The 24,010-nt window shown below is 49.4% G+C and carries 24 protein-coding genes and 17 tRNA genes; 35 read left to right on the top strand and 6 right to left on the bottom strand.

Going from position 1 to position 24,010, the window contains the following annotated elements; genetic code table 11:
• Positions 1-128: 128 nt before the first annotated feature.
• Positions 129-608, top strand: a complete 480-nt coding sequence (locus AC51G0_RS02540; RefSeq protein ID WP_496300547.1) for a SprT family zinc-dependent metalloprotease — start codon at positions 129-131, stop codon at positions 606-608.
• Positions 609-730: 122 nt separating this feature from the next.
• Complete coding sequence (endA, locus tag AC51G0_RS02535; RefSeq protein ID WP_496300546.1) at positions 731-1,423, top strand: deoxyribonuclease I; 693 nt, start codon at positions 731-733, stop codon at positions 1,421-1,423.
• Between the two features lie 63 nt (positions 1,424-1,486).
• Here the strand turns inward: endA and AC51G0_RS02530 are convergent, their stop codons facing one another.
• Entirely contained in the window at positions 1,487-2,806 is a 1,320-nt protein-coding gene (locus tag AC51G0_RS02530) for a hypothetical protein (RefSeq protein ID WP_496300545.1), read from the bottom strand.
• 249 nt (positions 2,807-3,055) lie between these two features.
• Between AC51G0_RS02530 and rsmE the strand changes: the two genes are divergently transcribed.
• The 4 genes from rsmE (at position 3,056) to ruvX (ending at position 6,064) form a co-directional block, all read left to right on the top strand.
• A complete protein-coding gene (gene rsmE / locus AC51G0_RS02525; RefSeq protein WP_496300544.1) occupies positions 3,056-3,787 on the top strand; it encodes a 16S rRNA (uracil(1498)-N(3))-methyltransferase in 732 nt (243 codons plus the stop codon).
• Positions 3,788-3,816: 29 nt separating this feature from the next.
• Positions 3,817-4,764 (top strand): glutathione synthase, encoded by a 948-nt coding sequence (gene gshB / locus AC51G0_RS02520; protein WP_496300543.1) that lies wholly within the window; start codon positions 3,817-3,819, stop codon positions 4,762-4,764.
• A gap of 305 nt (positions 4,765-5,069) precedes the next feature.
• Positions 5,070-5,639, top strand: coding sequence for a YqgE/AlgH family protein (locus AC51G0_RS02515; protein ID WP_496300542.1), 570 nt, complete (start codon positions 5,070-5,072; stop codon positions 5,637-5,639).
• Positions 5,636-6,064 carry a Holliday junction resolvase RuvX gene (gene ruvX, locus AC51G0_RS02510; RefSeq protein WP_496300541.1) on the top strand — a complete coding sequence of 143 codons (429 nt, stop codon included), beginning with the start codon at positions 5,636-5,638 and terminating at the stop codon, positions 6,062-6,064. Before AC51G0_RS02515 ends, ruvX begins: the two co-directional genes overlap by 4 nt.
• A 419-nt stretch (positions 6,065-6,483) precedes the next feature.
• Here ruvX and AC51G0_RS02505 read toward each other — a convergent pair whose 3' ends face one another.
• Both AC51G0_RS02505 and AC51G0_RS02500 read right to left on the bottom strand, forming a co-directional pair.
• Positions 6,484-7,590, bottom strand: a complete 1,107-nt coding sequence (locus AC51G0_RS02505) for a PilT/PilU family type 4a pilus ATPase (protein ID WP_496300540.1) — start codon at positions 7,588-7,590, stop codon at positions 6,484-6,486.
• A 26-nt stretch (positions 7,591-7,616) separates the two neighbouring features.
• Positions 7,617-8,654: a type IV pilus twitching motility protein PilT gene (locus AC51G0_RS02500; protein WP_496300539.1), complete on the bottom strand. Its 1,038-nt coding sequence runs from the start codon at positions 8,652-8,654 to the stop codon at positions 7,617-7,619.
• A 23-nt stretch (positions 8,655-8,677) separates the two neighbouring features.
• Here AC51G0_RS02500 and AC51G0_RS02495 point away from each other — a divergent pair, with 23 nt between their 5' ends.
• The 7 genes from AC51G0_RS02495 (at position 8,678) to hemW (ending at position 13,658) form a co-directional block, all read left to right on the top strand.
• Positions 8,678-9,379: a YggS family pyridoxal phosphate-dependent enzyme gene (locus AC51G0_RS02495; RefSeq protein ID WP_496300538.1), complete on the top strand. Its 702-nt coding sequence runs from the start codon at positions 8,678-8,680 to the stop codon at positions 9,377-9,379.
• 68 nt (positions 9,380-9,447) lie between these two features.
• The gene (proC, locus tag AC51G0_RS02490) at positions 9,448-10,266 is read left to right on the top strand and encodes a pyrroline-5-carboxylate reductase (protein ID WP_496300537.1); all 819 of its coding nucleotides are present in this window, start codon (positions 9,448-9,450) and stop codon (positions 10,264-10,266) included.
• A 9-nt stretch (positions 10,267-10,275) separates the two neighbouring features.
• Positions 10,276-10,833 (top strand): YggT family protein, encoded by a 558-nt coding sequence (locus tag AC51G0_RS02485; protein ID WP_496300536.1) that lies wholly within the window; start codon positions 10,276-10,278, stop codon positions 10,831-10,833.
• Between the two features lie 2 nt (positions 10,834-10,835).
• Entirely contained in the window at positions 10,836-11,123 is a 288-nt protein-coding gene (gene yggU, locus AC51G0_RS02480) for a DUF167 family protein YggU (RefSeq protein ID WP_496301849.1), read from the top strand.
• 155 nt (positions 11,124-11,278) lie between these two features.
• A complete protein-coding gene (locus AC51G0_RS02475) occupies positions 11,279-11,707 on the top strand; it encodes a DUF4426 domain-containing protein (RefSeq protein ID WP_496300535.1) in 429 nt (142 codons plus the stop codon).
• A 197-nt stretch (positions 11,708-11,904) separates the two neighbouring features.
• Positions 11,905-12,498 carry an XTP/dITP diphosphatase gene (locus AC51G0_RS02470; protein ID WP_496300534.1) on the top strand — a complete coding sequence of 198 codons (594 nt, stop codon included), beginning with the start codon at positions 11,905-11,907 and terminating at the stop codon, positions 12,496-12,498.
• The gene (hemW, locus tag AC51G0_RS02465; RefSeq protein ID WP_496300533.1) at positions 12,498-13,658 is read left to right on the top strand and encodes a radical SAM family heme chaperone HemW; all 1,161 of its coding nucleotides are present in this window, start codon (positions 12,498-12,500) and stop codon (positions 13,656-13,658) included. Before AC51G0_RS02470 ends, hemW begins: the two co-directional genes overlap by 1 nt.
• Positions 13,659-13,812: 154 nt before the next feature.
• On the opposite strand, the gene AC51G0_RS02460 is transcribed toward hemW, so the two are convergent.
• The 3 genes from AC51G0_RS02460 to trmB form a co-directional block, all read right to left on the bottom strand.
• Positions 13,813-14,217 (bottom strand): hypothetical protein, encoded by a 405-nt coding sequence (locus AC51G0_RS02460; RefSeq protein WP_496300532.1) that lies wholly within the window; start codon positions 14,215-14,217, stop codon positions 13,813-13,815.
• 55 nt (positions 14,218-14,272) lie between these two features.
• On the bottom strand, positions 14,273-15,193 hold the full coding sequence (gene glsB, locus AC51G0_RS02455; protein ID WP_496300531.1) for a glutaminase B: 921 nt from the start codon (positions 15,191-15,193) through the stop codon (positions 14,273-14,275).
• A gap of 98 nt (positions 15,194-15,291) precedes the next feature.
• Entirely contained in the window at positions 15,292-16,029 is a 738-nt protein-coding gene (trmB, locus tag AC51G0_RS02450) for a tRNA (guanosine(46)-N7)-methyltransferase TrmB (protein ID WP_496300530.1), read from the bottom strand.
• A gap of 245 nt (positions 16,030-16,274) precedes the next feature.
• Here trmB and mutY point away from each other — a divergent pair, with 245 nt between their 5' ends.
• The 22 genes from mutY to AC51G0_RS02340 all read left to right on the top strand — a co-directional run bounded on the left by mutY (position 16,275) and on the right by AC51G0_RS02340 (position 23,827).
• On the top strand, positions 16,275-17,339 hold the full coding sequence (gene mutY, locus AC51G0_RS02445; RefSeq protein WP_496300529.1) for an A/G-specific adenine glycosylase: 1,065 nt from the start codon (positions 16,275-16,277) through the stop codon (positions 17,337-17,339).
• 116 nt (positions 17,340-17,455) lie between these two features.
• Positions 17,456-17,731, top strand: coding sequence for an oxidative damage protection protein (locus AC51G0_RS02440; RefSeq protein ID WP_496300528.1), 276 nt, complete (start codon positions 17,456-17,458; stop codon positions 17,729-17,731).
• 113 nt (positions 17,732-17,844) lie between these two features.
• Positions 17,845-18,978: a membrane-bound lytic murein transglycosylase MltC gene (mltC, locus tag AC51G0_RS02435; RefSeq protein WP_496300527.1), complete on the top strand. Its 1,134-nt coding sequence runs from the start codon at positions 17,845-17,847 to the stop codon at positions 18,976-18,978.
• A gap of 118 nt (positions 18,979-19,096) precedes the next feature.
• Positions 19,097-19,172 (top strand) — tRNA-Phe (locus tag AC51G0_RS02430).
• Positions 19,173-19,217: 45 nt separating this feature from the next.
• Positions 19,218-19,293, top strand: a tRNA-Asn gene (locus tag AC51G0_RS02425).
• A gap of 46 nt (positions 19,294-19,339) precedes the next feature.
• Positions 19,340-19,415, top strand: a tRNA-Thr gene (locus tag AC51G0_RS02420).
• A 62-nt stretch (positions 19,416-19,477) separates the two neighbouring features.
• Positions 19,478-19,553 (top strand) — tRNA-Phe (locus tag AC51G0_RS02415).
• Positions 19,554-19,684: 131 nt separating this feature from the next.
• Positions 19,685-19,760 (top strand) — tRNA-Asn (locus tag AC51G0_RS02410).
• Between the two features lie 10 nt (positions 19,761-19,770).
• Positions 19,771-19,846, top strand: a tRNA-Thr gene (locus AC51G0_RS02405).
• 62 nt (positions 19,847-19,908) lie between these two features.
• A tRNA-Phe gene (locus AC51G0_RS02400) sits at positions 19,909-19,984 on the top strand.
• Positions 19,985-20,028: 44 nt separating this feature from the next.
• Positions 20,029-20,104, top strand: a tRNA-Asn gene (locus AC51G0_RS02395).
• A 205-nt stretch (positions 20,105-20,309) separates the two neighbouring features.
• Positions 20,310-20,936: a glutathione S-transferase family protein gene (locus tag AC51G0_RS02390; RefSeq protein ID WP_496300526.1), complete on the top strand. Its 627-nt coding sequence runs from the start codon at positions 20,310-20,312 to the stop codon at positions 20,934-20,936.
• Between the two features lie 134 nt (positions 20,937-21,070).
• Positions 21,071-21,146 (top strand) — tRNA-Phe (locus tag AC51G0_RS02385).
• 44 nt (positions 21,147-21,190) lie between these two features.
• Positions 21,191-21,266, top strand: a tRNA-Asn gene (locus tag AC51G0_RS02380).
• A 46-nt stretch (positions 21,267-21,312) separates the two neighbouring features.
• Positions 21,313-21,388: transfer RNA gene (locus AC51G0_RS02375), tRNA-Thr, on the top strand.
• Positions 21,389-21,450: 62 nt separating this feature from the next.
• Positions 21,451-21,526, top strand: a tRNA-Phe gene (locus tag AC51G0_RS02370).
• Between the two features lie 131 nt (positions 21,527-21,657).
• Positions 21,658-21,733: transfer RNA gene (locus AC51G0_RS02365), tRNA-Asn, on the top strand.
• 42 nt (positions 21,734-21,775) lie between these two features.
• Positions 21,776-21,851, top strand: a tRNA-Thr gene (locus AC51G0_RS02360).
• A gap of 62 nt (positions 21,852-21,913) precedes the next feature.
• Positions 21,914-21,989, top strand: a tRNA-Phe gene (locus AC51G0_RS02355).
• Positions 21,990-22,083: 94 nt separating this feature from the next.
• Positions 22,084-22,159 (top strand) — tRNA-Asn (locus AC51G0_RS02350).
• 74 nt (positions 22,160-22,233) lie between these two features.
• Positions 22,234-22,309, top strand: a tRNA-Thr gene (locus AC51G0_RS02345).
• A 261-nt stretch (positions 22,310-22,570) separates the two neighbouring features.
• Positions 22,571-23,827: a cyclic di-GMP phosphodiesterase gene (locus AC51G0_RS02340; RefSeq protein WP_496300525.1), complete on the top strand. Its 1,257-nt coding sequence runs from the start codon at positions 22,571-22,573 to the stop codon at positions 23,825-23,827.
• Positions 23,828-24,010 lie beyond the last annotated feature (183 nt).

Here is a 24,010-nt window from a genome sequence, read left to right as displayed (position 1 = left end):
GTTCTTCAGGCCGCTTTCAAGGCTCACATACTTACGTCAGGCTTTTAGCTTTTTCCAGGAACCAGGATCTAGGATCCAGTCCCCCGCTCCGCTATAATTTCCCTCAACCAGCTACCCTAGAAATCGCCATGTCCCCACTCCAATCCCAAGTTATTGCCAAAGTCGAGCAATGTATCAAACACGCCAACCAGCGACTCAACAAACGCCTGGCGATGCCAGCCGTCAACTTTAGGCAACGCGGTAAGATTGCAGGCAGCGCCCGCCTGCAAGGCTGGGAGGTGCGCTTCAACCCGGTATTACTCGAAGAAAACCCGCAGGCATTCCTCGATGAAGTGGTGCCCCATGAAGTTGCCCACCTTGTCACCTTTAAGTTATTTGGCAAGGTACGTCCCCATGGGCGCGAATGGCAGGTCATGATGACCGACGTCTTTGGTGTGCCAGCTCGCACAACCCATAGCTTTGATGTGTCATCGGTACAGGGGAACACTTACCCATACCGATGTAGCTGCAGCGAACATCAATTAACCGTTCGCCGCCACAATAAAGTGCTGCGCAAGCAGGCAACATACCACTGCCGGCAATGCCAACAGCCACTACTGGCGGTTTGATCATCGCCTCCTTCCTTAATTGACACAAAATGTAATTAACAACACGAAAAAGAGTGAACTACTTCTAAAACTTATATTCAGTGATAGTCTTATCAGATAGATTTTTAATGGTAAGACAACATATGCAGTTTTCTCTCAAATGGCTGATCATCGGGTTACTGATGCCCGCCGCCGTCATGGCCGCCCCCCCTTCATCCTTTAGCAAAGCAAAAAAAATCGCCGTCGGTATTTACCAGGATCACCCTGTCAGCTTCTACTGCGGTTGTGATATTGAATGGCACGGCAAGAAAGGGATCCCGGATCTGGATAGCTGTGGTTATCAGGTACGCAAACAATTAAAACGGGCCAGCCGTATCGAATGGGAGCACGTCGTTCCTGCTTGGCAATTCGGCCACCAGCTTCAATGCTGGCAAGATGGCGGCCGGAAAAACTGCGGTAAAGATCCAAGGTTCCGTACGATGGAAGCCGATCTGCATAACCTCACCCCGACAATCGGGGAAGTGAACGGTGACCGCTCAAACTACAATTTCCGGCCCTGGAACGGGGATAAAGGCGCCTACTATGGCCAATGCGAAATGAAAGTCGACTTTAAAAGCCGCCGTGCCGATCCGCCACCAGCCGCACGCGGAGCCATTGCCCGGATTTACCTGTATATGAGCGATGAATATCCTTTCCGCCTTTCACGCCAGCAACGCCAGTTAATGGAAGCCTGGGATCGCCAATATCCGGTTAACCAGTGGGAGTGCGAGCGCGACCGGAGGATTGCCGATATTCAGGACAACCATAACCCTTATGTGCTGCGCGCCTGTCAGTAGCAAGGGCTGTAATCAAAGAGGCTTCCCTGCTCGTATTGAGCATCCGGGAAGCCTGTTTCGCAATTAGTCGCGGGTAAAATCATCCTGATATGGCTGAACTTGCAATGGCACCGCAAATTGTTGTGACTTAACGTCAGACGCCATCGTCATAGTCATAGTACGGGCATCACACCAGCCAATGCCATAAGGCAAGGTTTGCAAACGTGAGGTGATTTGATCAAATTCATCCGTTAAATCTTTCTGCAACAACTCTTCTGCCACCAACTTAGCCCGTGCTTTTACCTCGGTAACAGCCAACCGATCCCTCTGCCCCCAGCCAATGATATAATCATTGCACGATGGCGAGGCTACCTGAGGGTTGGAGACAAACGCAACATCGGCAGTCGCATTGTATTGGCGCCGCATCATAAATGCCTCAAACAGCATAGCAACATCTTCTGCCCCACTGGAATATGCATAAAAATCAGCAGCGCCGCCAGCTTCAAAGAACGTACCGGCATCTTGCGGGGTCATTGCCTTCACCGCCGCTGTAGCATCGGCTCCCCGGAAAGAGACTTGGGCTGCATTATGCAGCTCTGCCGAAGAAAGCGGATGGGCCTGGTGAAGCTTCTTATTGGCATAGGTAAACTGGCTGATGTTGTCCCAAATAGTCAAAGACGTATCAAGGCTGGCCAACTCCGTTTGCGGAAGAAAATCATTGGCATGTGCCAGTTCATGGGCCAATAGACGGTATAAGCCGGCCGTTACCTGCTCCAGGGTACGGGTTGGGTTGTAGGCTGCATTATATTTTTTGCTTGGCAGCACGTACTCCAAGCTGGGATCCAGGTAACGCTGCGCGGCCTCAAATTGTAACTGGGACTGGTACTCGTTGCGGTAATCTTCCTGCTGGTAGATATCACTCCACTGCGCTTCGTTGAGCCACAGGTAGCGCGGATCGAGATAAATACTCGCCGTTGCTGAATGATAGAATGACGGCTTTACCTCAAAGCTGAGCACAACCGCATTAATCGACCTGAACATGTTCAGGAGATCTTGAGGCATCAGGCGCAATACGGCAACAAAGTTATCCCCCATCCATTGATGGGAAACCAGCAAACGCTGCGCAATATCTTCAGGGGTGACATCAGCGCTATTTTGAAAGCCAATCGGCGCAATATCACTTACGCCACAAGACTGATCTTCCTTGTAGAGCACCACGCACGACTGGGCAGAGCTACCGAATGCGCTACCGGGCTGATAAGGCGTTAATTGCTCAAGGGCGGGATCGCCATTGACATTCAGGTTAGTTCGCTCCTGCGCCTTTTCGCCTCCGGAATTACACCCTGCCAGAGCAACAGCAAGGCCAAGCGCGACAGGACGAATAATCCCTTGATTAGTCAACATAAATACTCCTTCATTCATCATTGCCACAGATGATAAATGTACCCCTATAAAAGAGTAGAGTTTTTAATCAAAAATGCGTTGCAGTGCATATATTCCTTTATATTTTCAACAGCCCTGTAGCCAATATTTTTTTCAATCAACCTTGTTTTTCCACTCTCCAGCGTCCATCTCTTTATCAACAGACTGCATTAGCTATCAGAGTTGATATAATGCTGCGAGATAAAAACTAAACAGGTTATCGAGATAGCCATGAGAATCCCTCGTATTTACCATCCTGAGTCGCTACCCGATCAGGGCAAAATCATGCTCAGCGATGATGCAGCCAACCACGTTGGCCGTGTCATGCGTATGCAGGCAGGCCAGGAAGTACTGCTGTTTGACGGCAGCGATGCCGAGTTCCCCGCGGTTATCACCAACGCCAGCAAGAAGAGCGTTGAAGTTGAAATCCAGCGCCGCGATGAACACAGTGTCGAGTCACCACTCAATATCCACCTCGGCCAAGTGATTTCCCGTGGTGAGAAAATGGAATTCACTATCCAGAAATCTGTCGAACTGGGTGTCATGACCATCACCCCGCTTATTTCTGAACGCTGTGGCGTAAAACTCAATACCGAGCGCTTTGAGAAGAAACTGGCGCAATGGCAGAGAATTGCCATCAGTGCCTGTGAGCAGTGCGGCCGAAATACGGTACCGGAGATCCGCCCGGTCATGAAGCTGGAAGACTGGTGTGCCGAAGAATACGACGGGCTAAAACTGAACCTGCACCCTCGTGCTAGCTACTCGATCAACACCTTGCCGGAACCTGTCACCAAAGTTCGCTTGCTGATTGGCCCAGAAGGTGGTTTGTCTGCCGAAGAAATCGGTATGACAGAGCAATATAAATTCGATGAAATCTTACTCGGTCCGCGTGTACTGCGTACCGAAACCACGGCGATGACGGCAATCACAGCCCTGCAAGTCCGCTTTGGCGATTTAGGCTAACCAAGCCAACGACAGACTAGGAGAAAGAAATGATCAAACTGGGTATCGTGATGGACCCGATTGAGTCTATCAACATCAAAAAAGATTCCAGCTTTGCCATGATGATGGAAGCACAGCGTCGCGGCTGGGAAATCCATTATATGGAAATGAACGACCTCTCGTTGGAGCAAGGCAAAGCCGTTGCCCGTACCCGTGTGGTTAGCCTAAAAGAAGATCCAAATGGCTGGTTCGAATTCCACGGCGAGCAGGAAATTTCCCTGTCTGAGCTAGATGCGGTATTGATGCGCAAGGATCCGCCTTTCGATACTGAATATATCTATGCAACCTACATCCTAGAGCGCGCCGAAAACGAAGGGGCACTGATCGTCAATGAACCTCGTAGCCTGCGTGACTGCAACGAAAAACTATTTACTGCCTGGTTCCCGGATCTAACCCCCACTACCGTAGTCACCCGCAGCGCAGACAAAATCAGGGCCTTCCACCAAGAGCATGGTGATGTGATTTTGAAACCACTCGATGGTATGGGTGGCTCATCAATCTTCCGTGTGATGAAAGGCGATCCGAATGTATCGGTGATCATCGAAACCCTGACCAACCACGGCCAGAACTACTGTATGGCGCAAACCTTTGTGCCTGATATCAGTAACGGTGATAAGCGTATCTTGGTCGTTGATGGCGAGCCTATGCCATATTGCCTGGCACGGATCCCGGCCAAGGGCGAAACCCGCGGCAACCTGGCTGCTGGCGGTCGTGGCGAAGCCCGCCCGATCAGCGAGACCGACCGCAAAATTGCTGAAACCGTCGCGCCGGTTCTGAAAGAAAAAGGCCTGATCTTTGTTGGCCTGGATGTTATTGGTGACAAGCTGACCGAGATTAACGTAACCAGCCCAACCTGTATCCGTGAAATCGAAGCCGCCTTTGATATTTCCATCACTGGTAAATTAATGGACGCGATCGAGCGTCGCGTAAACGCTTAATTCTCCTTCGTAAGTTAAGCGCAGTCTTGAGAGCAAGGCTGCGTTTTTTATTGTTTCTCGAGTGTTGAATTAGCACGTAATACCAATCTGGATAAGTAGATGGTCTATTTTTCATGAGGAAAAATTGCCAAATACAAGGCGGAAAATGCAGTAACTAATGGCTCTAATTACAAAATTACCAACGCAGTAGTTGGTAATTTTAACCATGAAAAATGGCCAGATATTTATGTAGATTGGTATAAATACCATTTCCGGCAAATAGTCGGCATACTGTAAGTAACAGGATATGTTGTAGGTGCACACTAATGAATCTGACTAATCATTTTCTGGTTGCCATGCCCAGCATGCAGGATCCGAACTTTAAGGGTAGTGTGGTCTATGTCTGCGAGCATAATGATGAGGGTGCTATGGGCATCGTCATAAACCTGCCTATCGATATTTCTGTAGGCAATATGCTTGAACAAATAGACGTTGAGCGTGAGCTACCGGTCAATAATCCAGCAAGCCTTGAGCAACCAGTCTTCAACGGCGGACCTGTTTCCGGCGATCGCGGGTTCGTCCTCCACCTGCATCAGCAAAAAGGACGCTTCAGTTCGAGCATCAATATTACCGAGCAGGTTTCGGTCACGACCTCCAAAGACATTCTGCCTTTGCTTGGCACCAGTGAGGCGCCAGAGAAGTTTCTGGTCGCACTCGGTTATGCTGGCTGGACGGCTGGGCAATTGGAACAGGAACTGGCAGAGAATACCTGGTTAACTACTGAAGCTGATCCGGATGTAGTTTTTAACACGCCGATCAACGAGCGCTGGGACAAAGCCGTCGCCCAGCTCGGTATTAGTTCGGCTCACCTTTCTATCGACACAGGACATGCATGAGTAACTCACGCAGCGTATTAGCATTTGATTACGGCACCAAGAGCATTGGTGTCGCTATTGGCCAGGAATTGACTGGCACTGCCACGCCACTGGCAGCATTAAAAGCCAAAGACGGTATTCCAAGCTGGGATGCCATCGAAAAAATTCTCAAAGAGTGGCAACCTGATCTTGTTGTCGTTGGCCTGCCTCTCGACTTAAAAGGCGGTGAACTTGAAACCATTACCCCACGGGCCAAAAAATTTGCCAACCGCCTCCATGGCCGTTTTGGCTGTCAGGTTGAGCTCCATGACGAGCGCCTGAGCACCGTTGAAGCCCGTGCCGAACTGTTTGACCGCGGCGGTTACCGATCCCTCAGCAAAGGCAATATCGATTCCCAGTCTGCTGTGGTGATCTTAGAGAGCTGGTTTGAACGCCAGTACGGTTAAAATGGGTCCTGGGGTCCTGGGGTCCTGGGGTCCTGGGGTCCTGGGGTCCTGGGGTCCTGCACGCAGGATTCAAAACGATCAAGAAAATGCCAAATTCTTGCTCTTTCTAGGACCTTGTTTTCCTAGGGCCTAGGACCTATGCCATGTACACCTTTTCCCTCTTTTTTCACCCCAAAGCAATCACTACTCGTACTCAAAGAAATTGCCGTTTCCAGTCCCGCTTTACATAAGGCCAGAACAGCTTGTACAGCTTTTGGACACTTTGAACCCAAAAGCTCAACACGCAGCACGCCAGAGCTCAATACCCACTTTTAATCATTTAAGATCATAACCTTATAAATAACAGGTAATAAAAAAGCTTTAGGATCATTACAACCCCAAAGCTTCTTGACCGCTATGATCTTTTTAGTTGCTAGGATCTAGCCCATATCGACAGTAACTCCCGCAAGGGTATTGCTGCCTTGCTGATTCTTACAGCCAACTTTGATCATCAGGCGCAGATCGTTAGCCGAATCGGCATGGTGAAGGGCATCTTGCTCGGTGATTTTGCCTTGGCTAAACAGCTCGTACAGTGACTGATCAAACGTCATCATCCCTGACTCAGTGGACTTCGACATTGCTTCTTTGATCTCATGCAACTCACCGCGGCGGATCAAATCGCCGACTCTCGGGGTATTGAGCAACAGCTCAAAAGCTCCATGACGGCCGACACCATTGGCATCCGGGATCAGCTGCTGGGCCAGGATACACTTCAGGTTCAATGACAGATCAAACAAAAACTGCTCTCTACGCTCCTTGGGAACCAAGTGAAGGATCCGCTCCAGTGCCTGGTTGGCATTGTTAGCGTGCAATGTTGCCATGCACAGATGGCCGGTTTCGGCAAAATTCATCGCATACTCCATGGTTTCTGGCGTCCGGATCTCACCGATCAGGATCATATCCGGAGCCTGGCGCAAGGAGTTCTTCAATGCTACAGCATAGCTTTCGGTATCCAGGCCCACTTCTCGCTGGGTCACAATGCACCGGTTATGCTTATGGACAAACTCAATAGGATCTTCGACCGTCAGGATATGCCCGCTACGGTTATTATTGCGAAATCCCGTCATGGCCGCCATTGAAGTCGACTTTCCCGATCCTGTCGCCCCGACAACCAGGACCAACCCGCGCTTGGCCAGCGCCATTTTCTGCATATCCATCGGTAGGTTCAGTGAAAAAAGATCGGGGATCTCAGTCTCAATTCGGCGAATAACCATACCCGGCAATTCACGCTGCCAAAAGGCACTAACACGGAAACGCAATTCACCACGAACCAGCGCAAAGTTTGCCTCTTGGGTCGAGACAAAATCCTGTCGTCGCTCGCTGTCCATCGCATCATCAAACAAGGCATCAACGGCGCCACGCTCCAAGACTTCCCCCAAAGGCTGCAGGTGACCATCGACCCGCAGCAAGCAAGGGGAATCCACCGTGATATACAGATCTGATGCCTTGCAGCGCACCATCTCCTCTAGGATCTGCTGTAAATTCATTCTTTTTCCTATTCTCTAACTAACACTTACAGCAGTACGAAGCTACTGTCGACGACACGGCGCCCTTCTTCAGCTTCGACGATCCCCTGTGCCACCAGCATTTTGACACTCTGTTCCATGGTTTGCATACCCATCGCCGATCCCGTCTGGATCATCGAGTACATCTGGGCAACTTTATCTTCCCGAATAAGGTTACGAATAGCTGGAGTCGCCATCATTATTTCATGGGCAGCGACACGGCCACCACTCACGCACTTAAGCAGGTTCTGTGATGCGACAGCCCGCAACGACTCTGACAGCATTGAACGCACCATCGACTTGTCATTACCGGGAAACACATCAATGATACGGTCGATGGTCTTGGCTGCCGAGCTGGTATGCAGGGTACCCAACACCAAGTGGCCAGTTTCTGCAGCGGTAAGCGCCAGGCTGATTGTTTCCTTGTCCCGCAGCTCTCCGACAACAATCACGTCAGGATCTTCACGCAGCGAGGAGCGCAGTGCATTATGGAAACTATGTGTATCACGGTGCACTTCACGCTGGTTGATCAGGCAGCGTTTACCGCTATGAACAAATTCCACCGGATCTTCAATGGTAAGAATATGCCGATTGTAGTTCTCGTTAATGTAATCAACCAAAGCCGCAATGGTGGTCGACTTACCAGAGCCAGTCGCCCCGGTGACCAGCACCAGTCCACGCTGGCACTGTGCGATCTTGTAAAACACATCCGGGACGTCAAGGGACTCCAGTGACGGGATATTGATCGGAATGGTTCGAAATACCGCTGCACTCCCCCGGGACTGCTGAAAGGCATTAACACGAAAACGTCCGACTTTAGGCAGATCAAAAGAAAAATCCACCTCTAGGTGCTCTTCGTACTCCCTGCGCTGGGCATCCGTCATGATATCAAAGACCAATCGGTGTACCTCAGCATGCTCTAAGGCTGGTAAACTGAGTTTTCTTACGTCACCATCTACCCTGATCATTGGCGGGACACCTGCAGAAAGGTGCAGATCAGAGGCATTATGCTTTACACTAAAGTCCAGTAGCTCGGTGATATCCATAAATTTTCCCTACAGAATCGATTATGAGTAGTATCAAACAAAATATTGAACAGGTCATCTCCCAGATAGCCTCTGCGACCGAAAAATGCGGTCGAAAAGCCGATTCCGTGCAACTACTGGCGGTCAGTAAAACCAAACCAATCGCAGCTGTCGAAGATGCGATTGCGGCAGGACAGTTCGCGTTTGGTGAAAACTATGTCCAGGAAGGTGTCGAAAAGGTACAGCATTTCGCAACCAACGCTCAGGCTGACAAACTGAGCTGGCATTTTATCGGGCCTATCCAGTCCAACAAAACCCGGCTGATTGCCGAACATTTTGACTGGGTACATTCTGTCGATCGGGCCAAAATTGCCCGTCGCCTGAGCGAACAACGCCCGGCAACAATGCCGCCATTAAATATACTGTTACAGGTCAATACCAGCGCCGAAGCCAGCAAGTCTGGCGTCAAATTTGACGAGCTTGCTACGCTGGCCGACGAAATCGCAGCTATGCCTAACCTGGTACTGCGAGGCCTGATGTCCATTCCGCAAAAAGCAGATGACTACGACAGCCAATACGCCGCCTTCAGTGCCTTGGCCGATGCCCAAAAAGCATTGCAGAACAAACATCCGCAACTCGATACCCTGTCGATGGGAATGAGTGGCGATATGGAAGCCGCTATCGCAGCAGGCAGTAACATAGTCCGTATCGGCACCGCTATTTTTGGTGCAAGGGATTACACATAGAAGAAACGAGAAACGAGTCTCTAAAGGCTAGAAACTCGCTCCTCTCGATTTACGAATAAGGACTTCACATGGAACAACGTTCAATCGCTTTCATCGGTGCCGGCAATATGGCCCGCTCTATCATTGCCGGGCTTGTTTGTAGCGGCTATAGCCCCGATAAAATCACCGCAACCGCCCCTGGCCCGGCTCGCCGCGAACCGCTCGCCCGCGATTACGGTATCCACACCAGCGACGATAATATGTTGGCGGTCGAACAGGCCGAAGTGGTCGTGCTGGCGGTCAAACCACAGCTGATGGAAGAAGTCTGCCGTCCGCTACAGGGGATCGACTTTTCTGGTAAGCTGGTGATCTCAATCGCAGCAGGGATCTCTGTCCAGCGCCTCAATGAAATGCTGGCTACCGAACTCAACCTCGTTCGTGTTATGCCAAACACCCCATCCCTGATCGGTAAAGGCATGAGCGGCATGTACGCCCCTGCAGCTGTCCCTGCGGCAGATAAAACCGTTGCCGAAAACTTAATGCGAGCTGTCGGCGAAGTATGCTGGGTCGAGCAAGAATCAGGAATTAACGGTATTATAGCGGCAGCTGGTAGCGCCCCTGCCTACTTCTTCCTGTTCATGGAAGCGATGCAGGCAGAAGCGATCAAGCAAGGTTTTGACCCAAAAACAGCCCGCTTGTTAGTTCAGCAGTCCGCTGCTGGCGCGGCTGGAATGGTCGTTGCCAACCCTGACACTGAGCTGGCAACCTTGCGCGAGCAGGTAACGTCAAAAGGCGGTACCACCGCAGAAGCACTGCGAACGTTTAACGAGCACCAACTTAGTGATACCGTAGCAAAAGCAATGCGTGCCGCGGTTTCCCGCGCTGAAGAAATGGAAAAGTTATTTTAAGGTTTAGTTATGAATTCAATTGGTTTCTTGGTCAGCACCCTATTTGACCTCTACATCATGGTTGTATTGCTACGGATCTGGCTCCAGTGGGCCCGGGCGGACTTCTACAACCCGTTTTCCCAGTTCATCGTCAAGGCTACCCAGCCTGTTGTTGCGCCATTGCGCCGCATTATCCCGTCCATTGGCTCGCTGGATCTGGCTACGCTGCTATTTGCCTATGTCCTTAGCATTGCCAAGTTTGTCATCCTACAGCTGGTACTGACCGGCGGCGGTATGGCATTTAGTGTCGATTTCTTATGGGTCGGCGCACTGGCCCTACTTAAAGCTGCTGGCGGCCTGCTATTCTGGGTACTGCTGCTACGCGCCATCCTAAGCTGGGTCAGCCAGGGTCGCAGCCCGGTTGAATACGTTATGCACCAGCTAACCGAACCAATGACAGCCCCGATCCGCCGCTTCATTCCGGCGATGGGAGGCCTGGATCTGAGTGTATTGGTCCTGTTCATCGGCCTGCAGTTCGCGAACTTCCTGATGGGTGATATTATCGGCCCTATCTGGCACCAGTTATGAGTTTGACTGCAGTAACCCGCAGCGGAGACGACCTGGTGATCCGGCTATATATTCAGCCTAAAGCCAGCCGTGACCAGATTGTGGGCCTGCATGGTGATGAGCTGAAGATTGCCATTACCGCACCGCCAGTGGACGGTAAAGCCAATGGCCACCTGACCAAGTACCTGGCCAAACTGTTCCGGGTTGCCAAAGGGCAGGTGGTGATTGAAAAAGGGGAGCTCGGGCGCCACAAGCAAGTGCGTATCGAAAGCCCTCGGGAAATCCCTCCAGCAATATCTGAACTGCTGTAGAACACAGCAGCTTCAATTGCTTAAATAAAGCATGCAGCTCAGCACACTGCTGAGCTGCTACAACCACCAGCAGCTGACTATACTAAAAGGATGTAATACTTACCTGGCCATAAAAATCGCATAAGTAACCGGTAAGTATCCAGAAGGATAAAATCATGACTCGTATTTTATGTTTATTATCAGCACTACTCTTTACTGCCCTACCCGTTCATGCTGAACAGCTTGAGAATATCGGTAATCTTGAAGTCCACTATTCCAGCTTTCCTTCGACATTTTTGACACCTGAAGTGGCGAATACCTACCGGATCAAGCGCAGCCGCTACTCGGCCGTTGTCAACGTTACCGTTTTAGATAAAACGCAAAACGGCAAGCCTGCGGTCACTGCAGTCCTGTCCGGCCAGGCCAAGAACCTGCTCGGGAAGATTAAGGACCTTTCTTTCCGCGAAGTCCGTGAAGGTTCGGCCATCTACTACATCGCCGAGCTGAAACATGCCAACGAGGAGAGCTTCAGCTTTACCATTGATATCTCTCAAGGTGGCACCAACGGCCAGATCGCCTTCAAGCAGACCTTCTATGTCGATTAAGCGGTCAATATCGGCCAGCAAAGCCTGACAAGAGGAGCCCGCGGGCTCCTCTTTCTTTTTCAAGCTGCATGATTCCCGCTTAACCTTTCTTTCCAGCATCACTCTGCAGAAACTCAATAGGGTGGAGGCAAAGGTCATTTGGTACTATCATAGCGCCCCACAATTATCAGTCCGCGCGGACTCACCGAGGAACAGTGATGAGCAAACTAGTACTGGCCACTGGCAACCAGGGCAAAGTAAAAGAAATGGCAAGCCTGCTTGCAGACTTTGGTTTTGATGTTGTTGCACAGAGTGACTACAACGTCTCTTCGGTTGCCGAAACCGGCACAACTTTCATCGAAAATGCCATCATCAAAGCTCGTCATGCAGCAAAAGAGACTGGCCTGCCTGCGATTGCCGACGATTCTGGCCTGGAAGTGGACTACCTCAAGGGTGCACCAGGTATTTACTCAGCCCGCTTTGCCGGTGAAGAGGCCAGCGATCAGCAGAACCTGGAAAAGCTGCTGAAAGAAATGGAAGGCGTACCAGCCGACCAGCGTAGTGCCCGATTCCATTGTGTATTGGTAATGATGCGCCATGAAAACGATCCGACGCCATTGGTGTGCCACGGTAGCTGGGAAGGCAGCATCTTAACCGAAGCCCATGGTGACAATGGTTTTGGCTATGATCCTGTATTCTGGGTACCGGAAGATCAGTGCGCCTCTGCTGAGCTAGAGCCTACCCGCAAAAAGCAGCTATCACATCGCGGTAAAGCGCTGCAGAAACTCTTTGCCGCCTTGAAGGACGCCTAATGTTAGTTCCACCACCACTAAGCTTGTATGTCCACATCCCATGGTGTGTACAAAAATGCCCGTACTGCGACTTTAACTCGCATGCCCTCAAAACGGCCATTCCCGAGCTCGATTATATTGATGCGTTAATCGAAGATCTGGAGACTGATCTAGCTGCTTACCAGCTGGAAGATGCTCGCCGTCCGCTACACTCAATCTTTATTGGTGGTGGTACACCTAGCCTGATCTCTCCTGAAGAGATTGGCCGCCTGCTGCAGGCCATCGAAGCGCGTATTCCGTTCAGTGATGATATTGAAATCACGATGGAGGCTAACCCAGGCACCGTCGAGGCAGGGCGTTTTACCGCCTACCGCGCAGTCGGGGTAAACCGAATTTCTATCGGGATCCAAAGTTTCCAGGATGAAAAACTAAAACGCCTTGGCCGGATCCACGGTTGCGACGAAGCGATTAGGGCAGCAAAGCTGGCCACCGAAGCGGGATTAAACAGCTTTAACATCGACCTGATGCACGGGCTACCGGAACAATCGATTGACGATGCCCTCTCGGATCTCAAACAGGCCATAGCCCTTAATCCGCCGCACCTATCGTGGTACCAGCTGACCATTGAGCCTAATACCCTGTTTTATTCCAAGCCGCCGACACTACCGGATGACGATGATTTATGGGATATCTTTGAACAAGGCCACCAGCTACTGGCTGAAGCGGGCTACGTACAATACGAAATCTCCGGCTACAGCAAACCCGGCCTGCAGTGCCGCCATAACCTCAACTACTGGCGTTTTGGCGATTACCTCGGTATTGGTTGTGGCGCCCATGGCAAGATCAGTTTTGCTGACGGCACCATCACCCGAACCGTCAAGGTAAAACACCCGCGCGGCTACTTAAACCCGCAAAAGCCGTATTTGGATCAGGAAACCCAGGTAGAGAATAGTGAAAGGCCGTTTGAGTTCTTCATGAACCGTTTCCGCCTGTTGGAACCCTGCCCGAAACAGGATTTTGTTGAACGTACCGGCCTACCGTTAAGTGCCATCCAATCTTCAATTGATTGGGCTTTGGCGCAAAACTACCTAACCGATACCGACAGTGAATGGCAGATCACACAGCATGGCAAGCTGTTCCTTAATGATCTGCTGGCTGCCTTTGTTGACGAAGACGAATAAAAGCGTGAAGCGTGAAGCGTGAAGCGTGAAAAGCTTCAAGGCATAAAAGCGAGAGTCAATATGAACTCTCGCTTTTTGTTTTTTCCCGCTTCCCGGAGCGCAGCGTAACTCGCTTCCTATGCGAAGCATATATAAGCGAAGCGCCCTTGCTTCTTCATTTAAAACTCACACTCCGCCAGTTCCGCAGGGCCGGGATCAATGACTGGATCTCATGTTCCTTCACCTCACGCTTAGCTACCCGTTCACACAGCTCCTGATCAATCAATTGGGAGTGAGAGAGCACGTAAGGCAGATCCTTGACCATGATACTGTGATAATCAGCCAGAACAGCCTGTTGCAGCTCGTTCAGCTTAACCTTATGGATCCCATAATAGAGCTGGCCGTTGGATTTGATATGAAAAGTATCAATCCCCTTTTCTAGCGTGATATCGCCATCTTGCATGGTGATCGCATTATGCCATTGCGGCTGGCAAAGTGATGCCGAAGCACTTGCACAAACTACTGACAAGCCAACTACAATGGCTGCCTTACAAACCGTACGGCGGTAACTCTTAGGCATACGCATCCCCTTAGAACAGGGCATGCGCCGACCATCAATGAACAGCCATTACCCACTAAAAAATAGAGCGTCCGATTCTCTCTGCAAGCAATTCCAATGCCGCGGTCCCTGCCAATGAATTCCCGGAAGGATCCAGCTCCGGTGACCATACCGCAATCGACATCTCCCCCGGTACAATAGCGACAATACCGCCACCAACCCCTGATTTGCCCGGCATACCCACCCGGTAAGCAAACTCGCCTGCACCGTCATACAAACCACAAGTCGCAAGCAATGCATTCATTTGCTTACTCTGAGTCTGGCTGATAATTGTTTTTTTCGCACTCAAAGGAAGCCCTTTATTGGCCAGGTAGCTGAATGTCCTTGCCAAATCAACACAGCTCATCTTTAAGGCGCAATAGCTGAAGTAGTTGTTCAGTACTGGCATCACCTCGTTCTCGAAGTTGCCGAATGAGCGCATCAGGTAAGCAATCGAGGCATTGCGATCACTGTGCTGCATTTCAGAGGCGGCGACCTCTTTGTCATAGACAAGGTGTGGATTACAGGCTAGCTCACGAACCTGCTCTAGCATCCGGTACTGAGGTGCTGAAAGGCGGCTATGAAGCAGATCAGACACCACCAATGCCCCTGCATTGATGAACGGGTTACGCGGAATGCCATTTTCCAGCTCGAGTTGGATCATTGAGTTGAAGGCATGCCCCGAAGGCTCCTTGCCGACTCGCCGCCAGATTTCATCAGGTTCATACAGGGTCATCGCCATCGTTAGGCTCAATACCTTGGAGATCGACTGGATCGAGAAACATTCATCACTGTCACCCGCCTGAATAATTTCACCATCGTTATAACAGACAGCGATACCCAGCTTATTGGCAGGTACTTTTGCCAATGCCGGGATATAGTTAGCCACTTTTCCCTGACCAATCAATGGCCTGACTTCATCCAAAATCTCACTGAGCAACGTTTCTGTTGGCTTCACTATTTTTCTCCAAGGGTAAAAAAGCCAACACTAGGCTGGCTTTTTCTTCATATTACATTGGATGCTTGTTGACGGTTCAATCTCTGAACCAAGGGGATTTATTCAGTCCGCTCGAACTTCATATCCCATACGCCGTGGCCCAAACGGTGGCCGCGAGCTTCAAATTTGGTTAATGGACGATCTTCCGGACGCGGAATATAATCACCGTCAGTTGCCGTGTTTCGGTAGCCTGGCGCTGCGTTCATCACTTCAACCATATGCTCAGCATAGTTTTCCCAGTCTGTCGCCATATGGAAAATGCCGCCGATCTTAAGCTTCTTACGTAGCATTTCAGCAAATTCCGGCTGAACGATACGGCGCTTGTGGTGACGGGCCTTGTGCCATGGGTCAGGGAAGAACAGCTGAACCATATCCAGGCTGCCATCTGGGATCATATGATCGAAAACTTCCACGCCATCATGGCACATTACACGCAGGTTTGTTAAACCAGCCTCTTCTGCCGCCATCAGGCAGGCACCTACGCCAGGGCTATGTACTTCGATACCGATGTAGTTCTTTTCAGGTGCGTTCTTGGCCATTTCAACCAATGACGCGCCCATGCCAAAACCGATTTCCAGTACAACTGGCGCTTCACGGTTAAACACTTCTTTCCAGTCCAGCGGCTGCTGAGCGAAGTCGATACCCATTGTCGGCCAGTTATTTTCCATTGCCAATTCTTGGCCTTTGGTTAAACGGCCTTCACGACGAACAAAGCTACGAATTTTTCGTACCAGTTTGCCGTCTTCGGTAAATTCAGTCATGGTCACTTCACCAGACTTTTTTGCAACTTCGCTCATGCTTACTATCCAAACAAAAAAGAAACGGAACGGCATTATCCAAAGTTATAGACGAAGTTCAAGTCTATCGATTGCGACAATAACCAGATTGTGGTGCAATCTTACTCAATAATACCTAATAAAAGCTTTCAAGCCGTGTGGTTTACACAGCGTAGGGAAGTATAAATGATTGCCACTGCCGACTCCAATTTTGACAAAAAAGATCACCAGGGCAAACGTAAAGCAAGTAAAGTGAGCGAACTTCTGTGACTAATACCTTCTCTGAGGCCATTTTAGCGTGGTACGACAAATTCGGCCGCAAAACGCTGCCCTGGCAGCTCAACAAAACACCTTATAAAGTCTGGCTATCGGAGATCATGCTCCAGCAAACCCAGGTAGCCACAGTCATTCCGTATTTCGAGCGATTTGTGGAACGGTTCCCTACCGTCCAGGATCTAGCCGCAGCGGAGCAAGACGAGGTACTGCACCTGTGGACAGGATTAGGTTACTACGCCCGCGCCCGCAACCTGCACAAAGCGGCGCAGGTGATCGTCGCAGAACACAACGGTGAATTTCCTACCGACATCGAGCAGGTCATCGCCCTGCCGGGCATCGGGCGCTCAACCGCAGGCGCCGTGTTGTCGCTGTCGCTCAAGCAGCACCACCCTATTCTGGATGGAAATGTAAAACGTACGTTGGCTCGTTGCTATGCTGTTGAAGGTTGGCCAGGCAAAAAGCCGGTAGAAAATGTCCTTTGGGAAATCGCCGAGCAAAATACCCCGGAACAAGGCGTCGAGCGTTATAACCAGGCAATGATGGACATGGGGGCAATGATTTGTACCCGCAGCAAGCCCAAATGCGAATTATGCCCGGTCACCGCACGCTGTCAGGCCAAAGCCCAGCAGCGCCAGATGGACTTTCCCGGCAAAAAACCGAAAAAGGCCCTTCCCGAAAAGCAGGCTTGGTTTGCCATTTTCCAATGCGGCGAGGAAATCTGGCTGGAGCAGCGGCCACCCGTTGGGATCTGGGGAGGATTATGGTGTTTTCCACAAAATGATCATCAGGATCTCGAGGCGATTATCGAACAGCGATTAGGGGCATCCACCCAGCTGATCAGCACGACTGAACAGCTCAATGCGTTTCGCCATACATTCAGCCACTATCACCTCGATATAGTGCCAGTTAGGATCACACTCAGCACAGCACCAAATGTGATTACCGAATCAGGCAAAGGGCAATGGTATAACCTCAACCAGCCGCCCAAAGTTGGCCTGGCTGCACCGGTTCAGCAAATTCTGGAGAGTCTGCACTACGAACTGAAAAACCAATAATAGCCGCAACTTAAGCAGGGCTATACCGCCCTTTCACCGTGATATCTAGAAGCATACGCTGCACTCTGGTATAACTAGCAGCGTACTCATGAAGGTTAGGATTAAGGAGCCACTCAATGAGCCGTACTGTATTTTGTGCCCGTCTGAAAAAAGAAGCGGAAGGTTTGGATTTCCAGCTTTATCCAGGCGAGCTGGGTAAACGTATCTTCGACAACATCTCAAAAGAAGCCTGGGCAGAGTGGCAAGGTAAGCAAACCATGCTAATCAACGAGAAGAAACTGAACATGATGGATCCGGAGCACCGCAAGCTGTTGGAAACTGAAATGGTTAACTTCTTGTTTGAAGGCCAAGATGTGATCATTGACGGATATACACCGCCAAGCGAGAAGTAAACGCCCTGACTTCACGGTTTACCCTATCTCCGGTGTAAAAAAACTTACCCGGAGTGCAAGAAAATGACATCATTTGCTACCAAACAAGTGATGTCTTTTTTTTACCGGGAATTATGAAAAAACGCGCTCTTCTATTGTCGCTTCTTCTGCTTGGCGGATGCAGCCGTGAATTTGTCGAACAGTTTTACGATGTCGACTACACCTCCACTAACCGCTTTGCTAAAAACCTCGCACCATTGCCTGGGCAATTTACCAAAGATGCCGCGTCGCTTGACCGCCTGATGAGTAACTTCAGCGGCCAGGTAAAGCGCTACTGGGGCGACAATGACTCCCTTGTTGCCAGCAAGCGCCAATACGTCAAGTATACCGATGGCTACCAGAGCCGCGCCCATGTCGATTTCGAGCGCGGTGTGGTGATTGTCGAGACGGTGGCAAAGACAGAGCCGGAAAACCACCTTAAAGAAGCCATTACAACCACCCTGCTAACACCTGATAATCCAGGCGGCGTCGATCTGTACTCAGACTCGGGGATTGAATTTAACGGCAAACCGTTTCTCTATGGCCAGGTACTGGATCAGGAAGGCAAGCCTATTGAATGGTCCTGGCGGGCAAATCAATTTGCTGATCACCTCATCAGTAGCCAACTGAAAAAGCGTAAAATCCGCTACCAGCAGGCCTATTATGTCGAGATCCCGATGGTTGCCGATCACGCCAACAAGCGAGGCTACAAATATGCCAGCATCGTACGCGATGCTTCACGCCGTTACGGTATTCCCGAAGATCTGATTTATGCCATCATCAAAACCGAGAGCAGTTTCAACCCTTATGCCGTCAGCCATGCCAATGCCTATGGCCTGATGCAAGTGGTACCCAATACGGCAGGCGCCGATGTCTTCAAGCTGGTAAAGAACAAGTCAGGCAAGCCTTCACCCGAATACCTGTTTGACCCGGCCAAAAATATTGATACCGGCACAGCCTACTTTTACATTTTGCGAAACCGCTACCTCAAAGATGTCCGTGATCCGCTTTCGCTGCACTACAGCATGATTTCCGCCTACAACGGTGGGACTGGTGGGGTATTAAAAACCTTCGACAGTGATCGCAAGCGAGCAATGAATGATCTCAATCGCCTACAACCAAACCAAGTCTATTGGGCGCTGACAAACAAACACCCAAAAGCCGAAGCAAGGCGTTATTTACAGAAGGTCACCAATTACCAAAAAGAGTTTAATCAGGGAAAAATCTGATGTAATGACAAAGAAATAGCCGCAAATGCCGTTCATGTATAAAAAGCGAGCAAGCAGTAATTTTTATTAAAAAAGTTGTTGACGAAAAGCCTGAAAACCCGTTTAATAGCGCTCCGTTGCCTCGATAGCTCAGTCGGTAGAGCAGAGGATTGAAAATCCTCGTGTCGGTGGTTCGATTCCGCCTCGAGGCACCATTTCTTCTCTTTTGAAAAAAATGGTGCAAGCAACAGACAATCTATTCCCCCTTAGTTCAGTTGGTAGAACGGCGGACTGTTAATCCGTATGTCGCAAGTTCAAGTCTTGCAGGGGGAGCCAAATTTTGTTTTAAGCCATGAGCTTGGAACTAAAAAAGATTTAGTGTGCCGACTTAGCTCAGTAGGTAGAGCAACTGACTTGTAATCAGTAGGTCACCAGTTCGACTCCGGTAGTCGGCACCATTTCTTAGCAATTGTTGTGAAAACAGCATTGCAAAAGTTTAAGCCTAATCGCTTTTACTTTTGCCTCGATAGCTCAGTCGGTAGAGCAGAGGATTGAAAATCCTCGTGTCGGTGGTTCGATTCCGCCTCGAGGCACCATTTAAAATTAGAGATTGATTTTGGTTACTGCTTTGCAGTAATGTGTCGGTCCCTAGCCGGGCGCGGTCAATTCCGTCCTCGAGCACCATTATTCATCCGATACGAGTTTATCGTGTTAGATAAAGAATAATTCCCCCTTAGTTCAGTTGGTAGAACGGCGGACTGTTAATCCGTATGTCGCAGGTTCGAGTCCCGCAGGGGGAGCCACATTTAGTGTGCCGACTTAGCTCAGTAGGTAGAGCAACTGACTTGTAATCAGTAGGTCACCAGTTCGACTCCGGTAGTCGGCACCATTTTTTAGCAACTGTTGTGAAAACAGCATTGCAGAAGTTTAAGCCTAACCGCTTTTACTTTTGCCTCGATAGCTCAGTCGGTAGAGCAGAGGATTGAAAATCCTCGTGTCGGTGGTTCGATTCCGCCTCGAGGCACCATATTTAAACTTGGTGTCTAAGACATCTGGTTAAAAAAGTACAATTCCCCCTTAGTTCAGTTGGTAGAACGGCGGACTGTTAATCCGTATGTCGCAAGTTCAAGTCTTGCAGGGGGAGCCAAACAAGAAAAGCCTTGTCTCCGGACGAGGCTTTTTTATGCCTATTGCTTATCGCTCCGCGCTGATCCCCCCTCCCCTGCTTCGGCCAAAATAGCTAATACAAACTCAATCCTCGTTACAAAAGTGTCCTGGTACTTTGGGCTGATTGCTTGTTTTAGGCTAACTTTATATCCATGTGCCTCCATGAAAACATCAAGGAAGACAAAATGATCACATTATATGGTTACCCCAGAACACGATCGTTGCGTGTGTCCTGGCTACTGGAGGAGCTAGGTCTGGACTGGCAATACCATTTAGTTAACTTTGCCAAGGGCGATCATAAATCTGCTGACTACCTTGCCCTTTGCCCCCAGGGGAAAGTGCCAACCCTTCACGATGAAAAAATCGTCATCACCGAATCAGCAGCAATTTGCCTCTACCTGGCGGAAAAATATGGCAAGCACTGGCTCCCCAAACCATCAACGGCAGAATCGGCGAAACATTTTGAGTGGGTAAGCTTTATCATTACCGAGCTCGAACAACCGCTGTGGTCTATGGGAAAGCATAAGTTTGCCCTTCCCGAACCAATTCGCCTGCCTGAAATGATCTCAGTGGCAAACTGGGAATTTAAGAAAGCAGTGCAAACAGCTGAAAGCTGGTTGCCCGCCAACGAATTTCTCATCGGCAACTTTCCGACCGTTGCCGATATTCTGCTTACCCACACTCTAAATTGGGCCGTCAAATTTGATCAAAAACTACCACCAAAACTGGAAAAATACCGCCAACACATGAGCCGGCGGCCTGCTTTGCTACGCGCATTGAATCAAGAACAGCAAGCTTTGGCTATTAACTAGCAGCAATTTCCAGCTCCTTTTCTTTGCCATAAAGTTCAAAATACGAACAATCAGCGTAAAAAAACAAAGGTTGCACTTTTTTTATCAAATAATCGTTGACGGAGAGGCCGAAAACCTTTTTAATGCGCCCCGTTGCCTCGATAGCTCAGTCGGTAGAGCAGAGGATTGAAAATCCTCGTGTCGGTGGTTCGATTCCGCCTCGAGGCACCATTTCTTCTCTTTTGAAAAAATGGTGCAAGCAACAGACAATCTATTCCCCCTTAGTTCAGTTGGTAGAACGGCGGACTGTTAATCCGTATGTCGCAAGTTCAAGTCTTGCAGGGGGAGCCAAATTTTGTTTTAAGCCATAGGCTTGGAACTAAAAAAGATTTAGTGTGCCGACTTAGCTCAGTAGGTAGAGCAACTGACTTGTAATCAGTAGGTCACCAGTTCGACTCCGGTAGTCGGCACCATTTCTTAGCAATTGTTGTGAAAACAGCATTGCAAAAGTTTAAGCCTAACCGCTTTTACTTTTGCCTCGATAGCTCAGTCGGTAGAGCAGAGGATTGAAAATCCTCGTGTCGGTGGTTCGATTCCGCCTCGAGGCACCATATATAATTAGAGATTGATTCTGGTTACTGCTTTGCAGTAATGTGTCGGTCCCTAGCCGGGCGCGGTCGATTCCGTCCTCGAGCACCATTATTCATCCAATGCGAGTTTGTCGTATTAGATAAAGAATAATTCCCCCTTAGTTCAGTTGGTAGAACGGCGGACTGTTAATCCGTATGTCGCAAGTTCAAGTCTTGCAGGGGGAGCCACTTTCTATTTCAAGCAAAGCTTGATGGAAGTAAACAAAGTGTGCCGACTTAGCTCAGTAGGTAGAGCAACTGACTTGTAATCAGTAGGTCACCAGTTCGACTCCGGTAGTCGGCACCATTTTTTAGCAACTGTTGTGAAAACAGCATTGCAAAAGTTTAAGCCTAACCGCTTTTACTTTTGCCTCGATAGCTCAGTCGGTAGAGCAGAGGATTGAAAATCCTCGTGTCGGTGGTTCGATTCCGCCTCGAGGCACCATTTAAAATTAGAGATTGATTTTTGTTACTGCTTTGCAGTAATGTGTCGGTCCCTAGCCGGGCGCGGTCGATTCCGCCTCGAGGCACCATATTATTCCCCCTTAGTTCAGTTGGTAGAACGGCGGACTGTTAATCCGTATGTCGCAAGTTCAAGTCTTGCAGGGGGAGCCAAATTTCGATTTAAGCAACAGCTTGAAAAGAATAAAAATAAGTGGTTATTCTCGTAAGAGATTAACTGCACTAGTGCCGACTTAGCTCAGTAGGTAGAGCAACTGACTTGTAATCAGTAGGTCACCAGTTCGACTCCGGTAGTCGGCACCACTTTTTGAAACCTCATCATTTGATGAGGTTTTTTTTCGTCTGTATCTCTTCAATACACACTTCGTATCATATTGGGTAGCTGCGCAGTTATAGTTTACAATAACAGTAATAAGCAGAATGCCACCAGTCTCATTGAATCTCAGTGCTCCAATATTCATACCTGTGATTCACCCAGTTAAAACTGACGCTCGCAAACTGCAATCAAGGAACGGACCCTATTGGTGTAAAAATCAAATAAAATAACAGGTTGCGCTAAATATAATGGCAAGTATAAAACTCTCAGTAGAGCGCTTAACCGAAGGTTTATATATTAAGCTGCCGTTGCAATGGACTGATCACCCTTTTCTACTGAACCATTTCAAAATCAAAGATCACCAACAAATTCGCCTAATCAAAAACCTCGGGGTAAGGTTTGTCTACCTGATCCCAGAAAAAAGTGACACTAAGCCGCTCGACCCGGAAACACCCGTTGAAGTACTCAGCGAAGATGAAAGTCAGTTTCTGGATAAACAGGCAGAAAAACTCTGGCAGGAAAAACAGTGCCGTATCACACGCCTGAAGAACTACAAACGCAAGTTGCAGCGTTGCGAGAAAAATTTTAATCGCTCTATGTCGCAGCTTCGTTCCATCGTTGGCAAGATTAAAAGCCGCCCAGTCACAGCAATCAAAGAAGCGGAAAGCCTGGTCGAAGAGATGGTTGATGCGCTAATGGAAAGCGACAACGTGGCACTTCATCTGATGAATGATGCCAAAGACTCTGAAGATATTTACTTTCACTCGCTGAATGTGGCGATCATGTCCATGATGCTGGCTAAATCCAGCGGTATGCCTGCCAGTGACATAAAAGCAATCGCGCTGGGTGCCTTGTTTCACGATATGGGAAAACTAAAAGTCCCAACGGCGATTACCCGTAAAACAACGCCTCTAACAGAGCCTGAAGATAATTACTTAAAACTGCATACTAGGTACAGCCTGGAACTGGCTAACCTTGCAGAGGACTTCCCACAGGCTGCCAAGCCCATTCTTAGCCAACACCACGAGCTGTTGGACGGTAGTGGTTACCCCAAACAGCTCACGGCCGAAAAAATTGACTTAAAAGCGCAACTTGTCGCGGTCGTCAATGCTTATGACAACCTGTGCCATCCTCAGGAATCAGCCAAGGCCCGGATACCTTATAGCGCCCTGTCTTATCTGTTCAAAAATAAGAAGGCACAATACAACAGTGACTTTATGGGATTGCTGATCCGCCTGATGGGAGTCTATCCGCCGGGTAGTGTCGTACAGCTCTCTAACCAGCAGCTTGGGCTAGTGATTTCGGTGAACTCGGAAAGCCTGCTGTTTCCGAATGTCTTGCTCTATGATCCGTCGGTTCCTTCCAATGAAGCGCCAATCCTTGACCTCGAGGAAAGTAACCTGCGGATAGAGCAAGCCATCGCACCGGGTAAGTTACCGGAGAAAGTTTATACCTACCTCAACCCCCGGGTCCGGATCTCTTATTACTTCGATCCCAACGACTAATACCAATCGGGATAAGTAAGAGTTCAGATAATTGCGCAGGAAAAATCACCTAAGACAAGGCAGGATTTTTGTAACTAGTGGCCCTAATTACAAAAATTATAACGCAGTAATAGGTGATTTTAACCAGCAAGAATGAGCAAATACTTATGCTGATTGGTATAACTCACAGTTGCTCAGCCGGGC

Source organism: Photobacterium sp. HL06 (assembly GCF_059552575.1).
Note: the sequence above shows the minus strand (reverse complement) of the source record. Positions and strands in the feature narration are given on the sequence as shown.

What these genes read in the sequence shown, in the direction of transcription:
- AC51G0_RS02540 (WP_496300547.1), top strand. Translation starts at nt 129, where the DNA reads ATGTCCCCACTCCAATCCCAAGTTATTGCCAAAGTCGAGCAATGTATC.
- endA (WP_496300546.1), top strand. Translation starts at nt 731, where the DNA reads ATGCAGTTTTCTCTCAAATGGCTGATCATCGGGTTACTGATGCCCGCC.
- AC51G0_RS02530 (WP_496300545.1), bottom strand. Translation starts at nt 2,806, where the DNA reads ATGTTGACTAATCAAGGGATTATTCGTCCTGTCGCGCTTGGCCTTGCT.
- rsmE (WP_496300544.1), top strand. Translation starts at nt 3,056, where the DNA reads ATGAGAATCCCTCGTATTTACCATCCTGAGTCGCTACCCGATCAGGGC.
- gshB (WP_496300543.1), top strand. Translation starts at nt 3,817, where the DNA reads ATGATCAAACTGGGTATCGTGATGGACCCGATTGAGTCTATCAACATC.
- AC51G0_RS02515 (WP_496300542.1), top strand. Translation starts at nt 5,070, where the DNA reads ATGAATCTGACTAATCATTTTCTGGTTGCCATGCCCAGCATGCAGGAT.
- ruvX (WP_496300541.1), top strand. Translation starts at nt 5,636, where the DNA reads ATGAGTAACTCACGCAGCGTATTAGCATTTGATTACGGCACCAAGAGC.
- AC51G0_RS02505 (WP_496300540.1), bottom strand. Translation starts at nt 7,590, where the DNA reads ATGAATTTACAGCAGATCCTAGAGGAGATGGTGCGCTGCAAGGCATCA.
- AC51G0_RS02500 (WP_496300539.1), bottom strand. Translation starts at nt 8,654, where the DNA reads ATGGATATCACCGAGCTACTGGACTTTAGTGTAAAGCATAATGCCTCT.
- AC51G0_RS02495 (WP_496300538.1), top strand. Translation starts at nt 8,678, where the DNA reads ATGAGTAGTATCAAACAAAATATTGAACAGGTCATCTCCCAGATAGCC.
- proC (WP_496300537.1), top strand. Translation starts at nt 9,448, where the DNA reads ATGGAACAACGTTCAATCGCTTTCATCGGTGCCGGCAATATGGCCCGC.
- AC51G0_RS02485 (WP_496300536.1), top strand. Translation starts at nt 10,276, where the DNA reads ATGAATTCAATTGGTTTCTTGGTCAGCACCCTATTTGACCTCTACATC.
- AC51G0_RS02475 (WP_496300535.1), top strand. Translation starts at nt 11,279, where the DNA reads ATGACTCGTATTTTATGTTTATTATCAGCACTACTCTTTACTGCCCTA.
- AC51G0_RS02470 (WP_496300534.1), top strand. Translation starts at nt 11,905, where the DNA reads ATGAGCAAACTAGTACTGGCCACTGGCAACCAGGGCAAAGTAAAAGAA.
- hemW (WP_496300533.1), top strand. Translation starts at nt 12,498, where the DNA reads ATGTTAGTTCCACCACCACTAAGCTTGTATGTCCACATCCCATGGTGT.
- AC51G0_RS02460 (WP_496300532.1), bottom strand. Translation starts at nt 14,217, where the DNA reads ATGCCTAAGAGTTACCGCCGTACGGTTTGTAAGGCAGCCATTGTAGTT.
- trmB (WP_496300530.1), bottom strand. Translation starts at nt 16,029, where the DNA reads ATGAGCGAAGTTGCAAAAAAGTCTGGTGAAGTGACCATGACTGAATTT.
- AC51G0_RS02440 (WP_496300528.1), top strand. Translation starts at nt 17,456, where the DNA reads ATGAGCCGTACTGTATTTTGTGCCCGTCTGAAAAAAGAAGCGGAAGGT.
- mltC (WP_496300527.1), top strand. Translation starts at nt 17,845, where the DNA reads ATGAAAAAACGCGCTCTTCTATTGTCGCTTCTTCTGCTTGGCGGATGC.
- AC51G0_RS02390 (WP_496300526.1), top strand. Translation starts at nt 20,310, where the DNA reads ATGATCACATTATATGGTTACCCCAGAACACGATCGTTGCGTGTGTCC.
- AC51G0_RS02340 (WP_496300525.1), top strand. Translation starts at nt 22,571, where the DNA reads ATGGCAAGTATAAAACTCTCAGTAGAGCGCTTAACCGAAGGTTTATAT.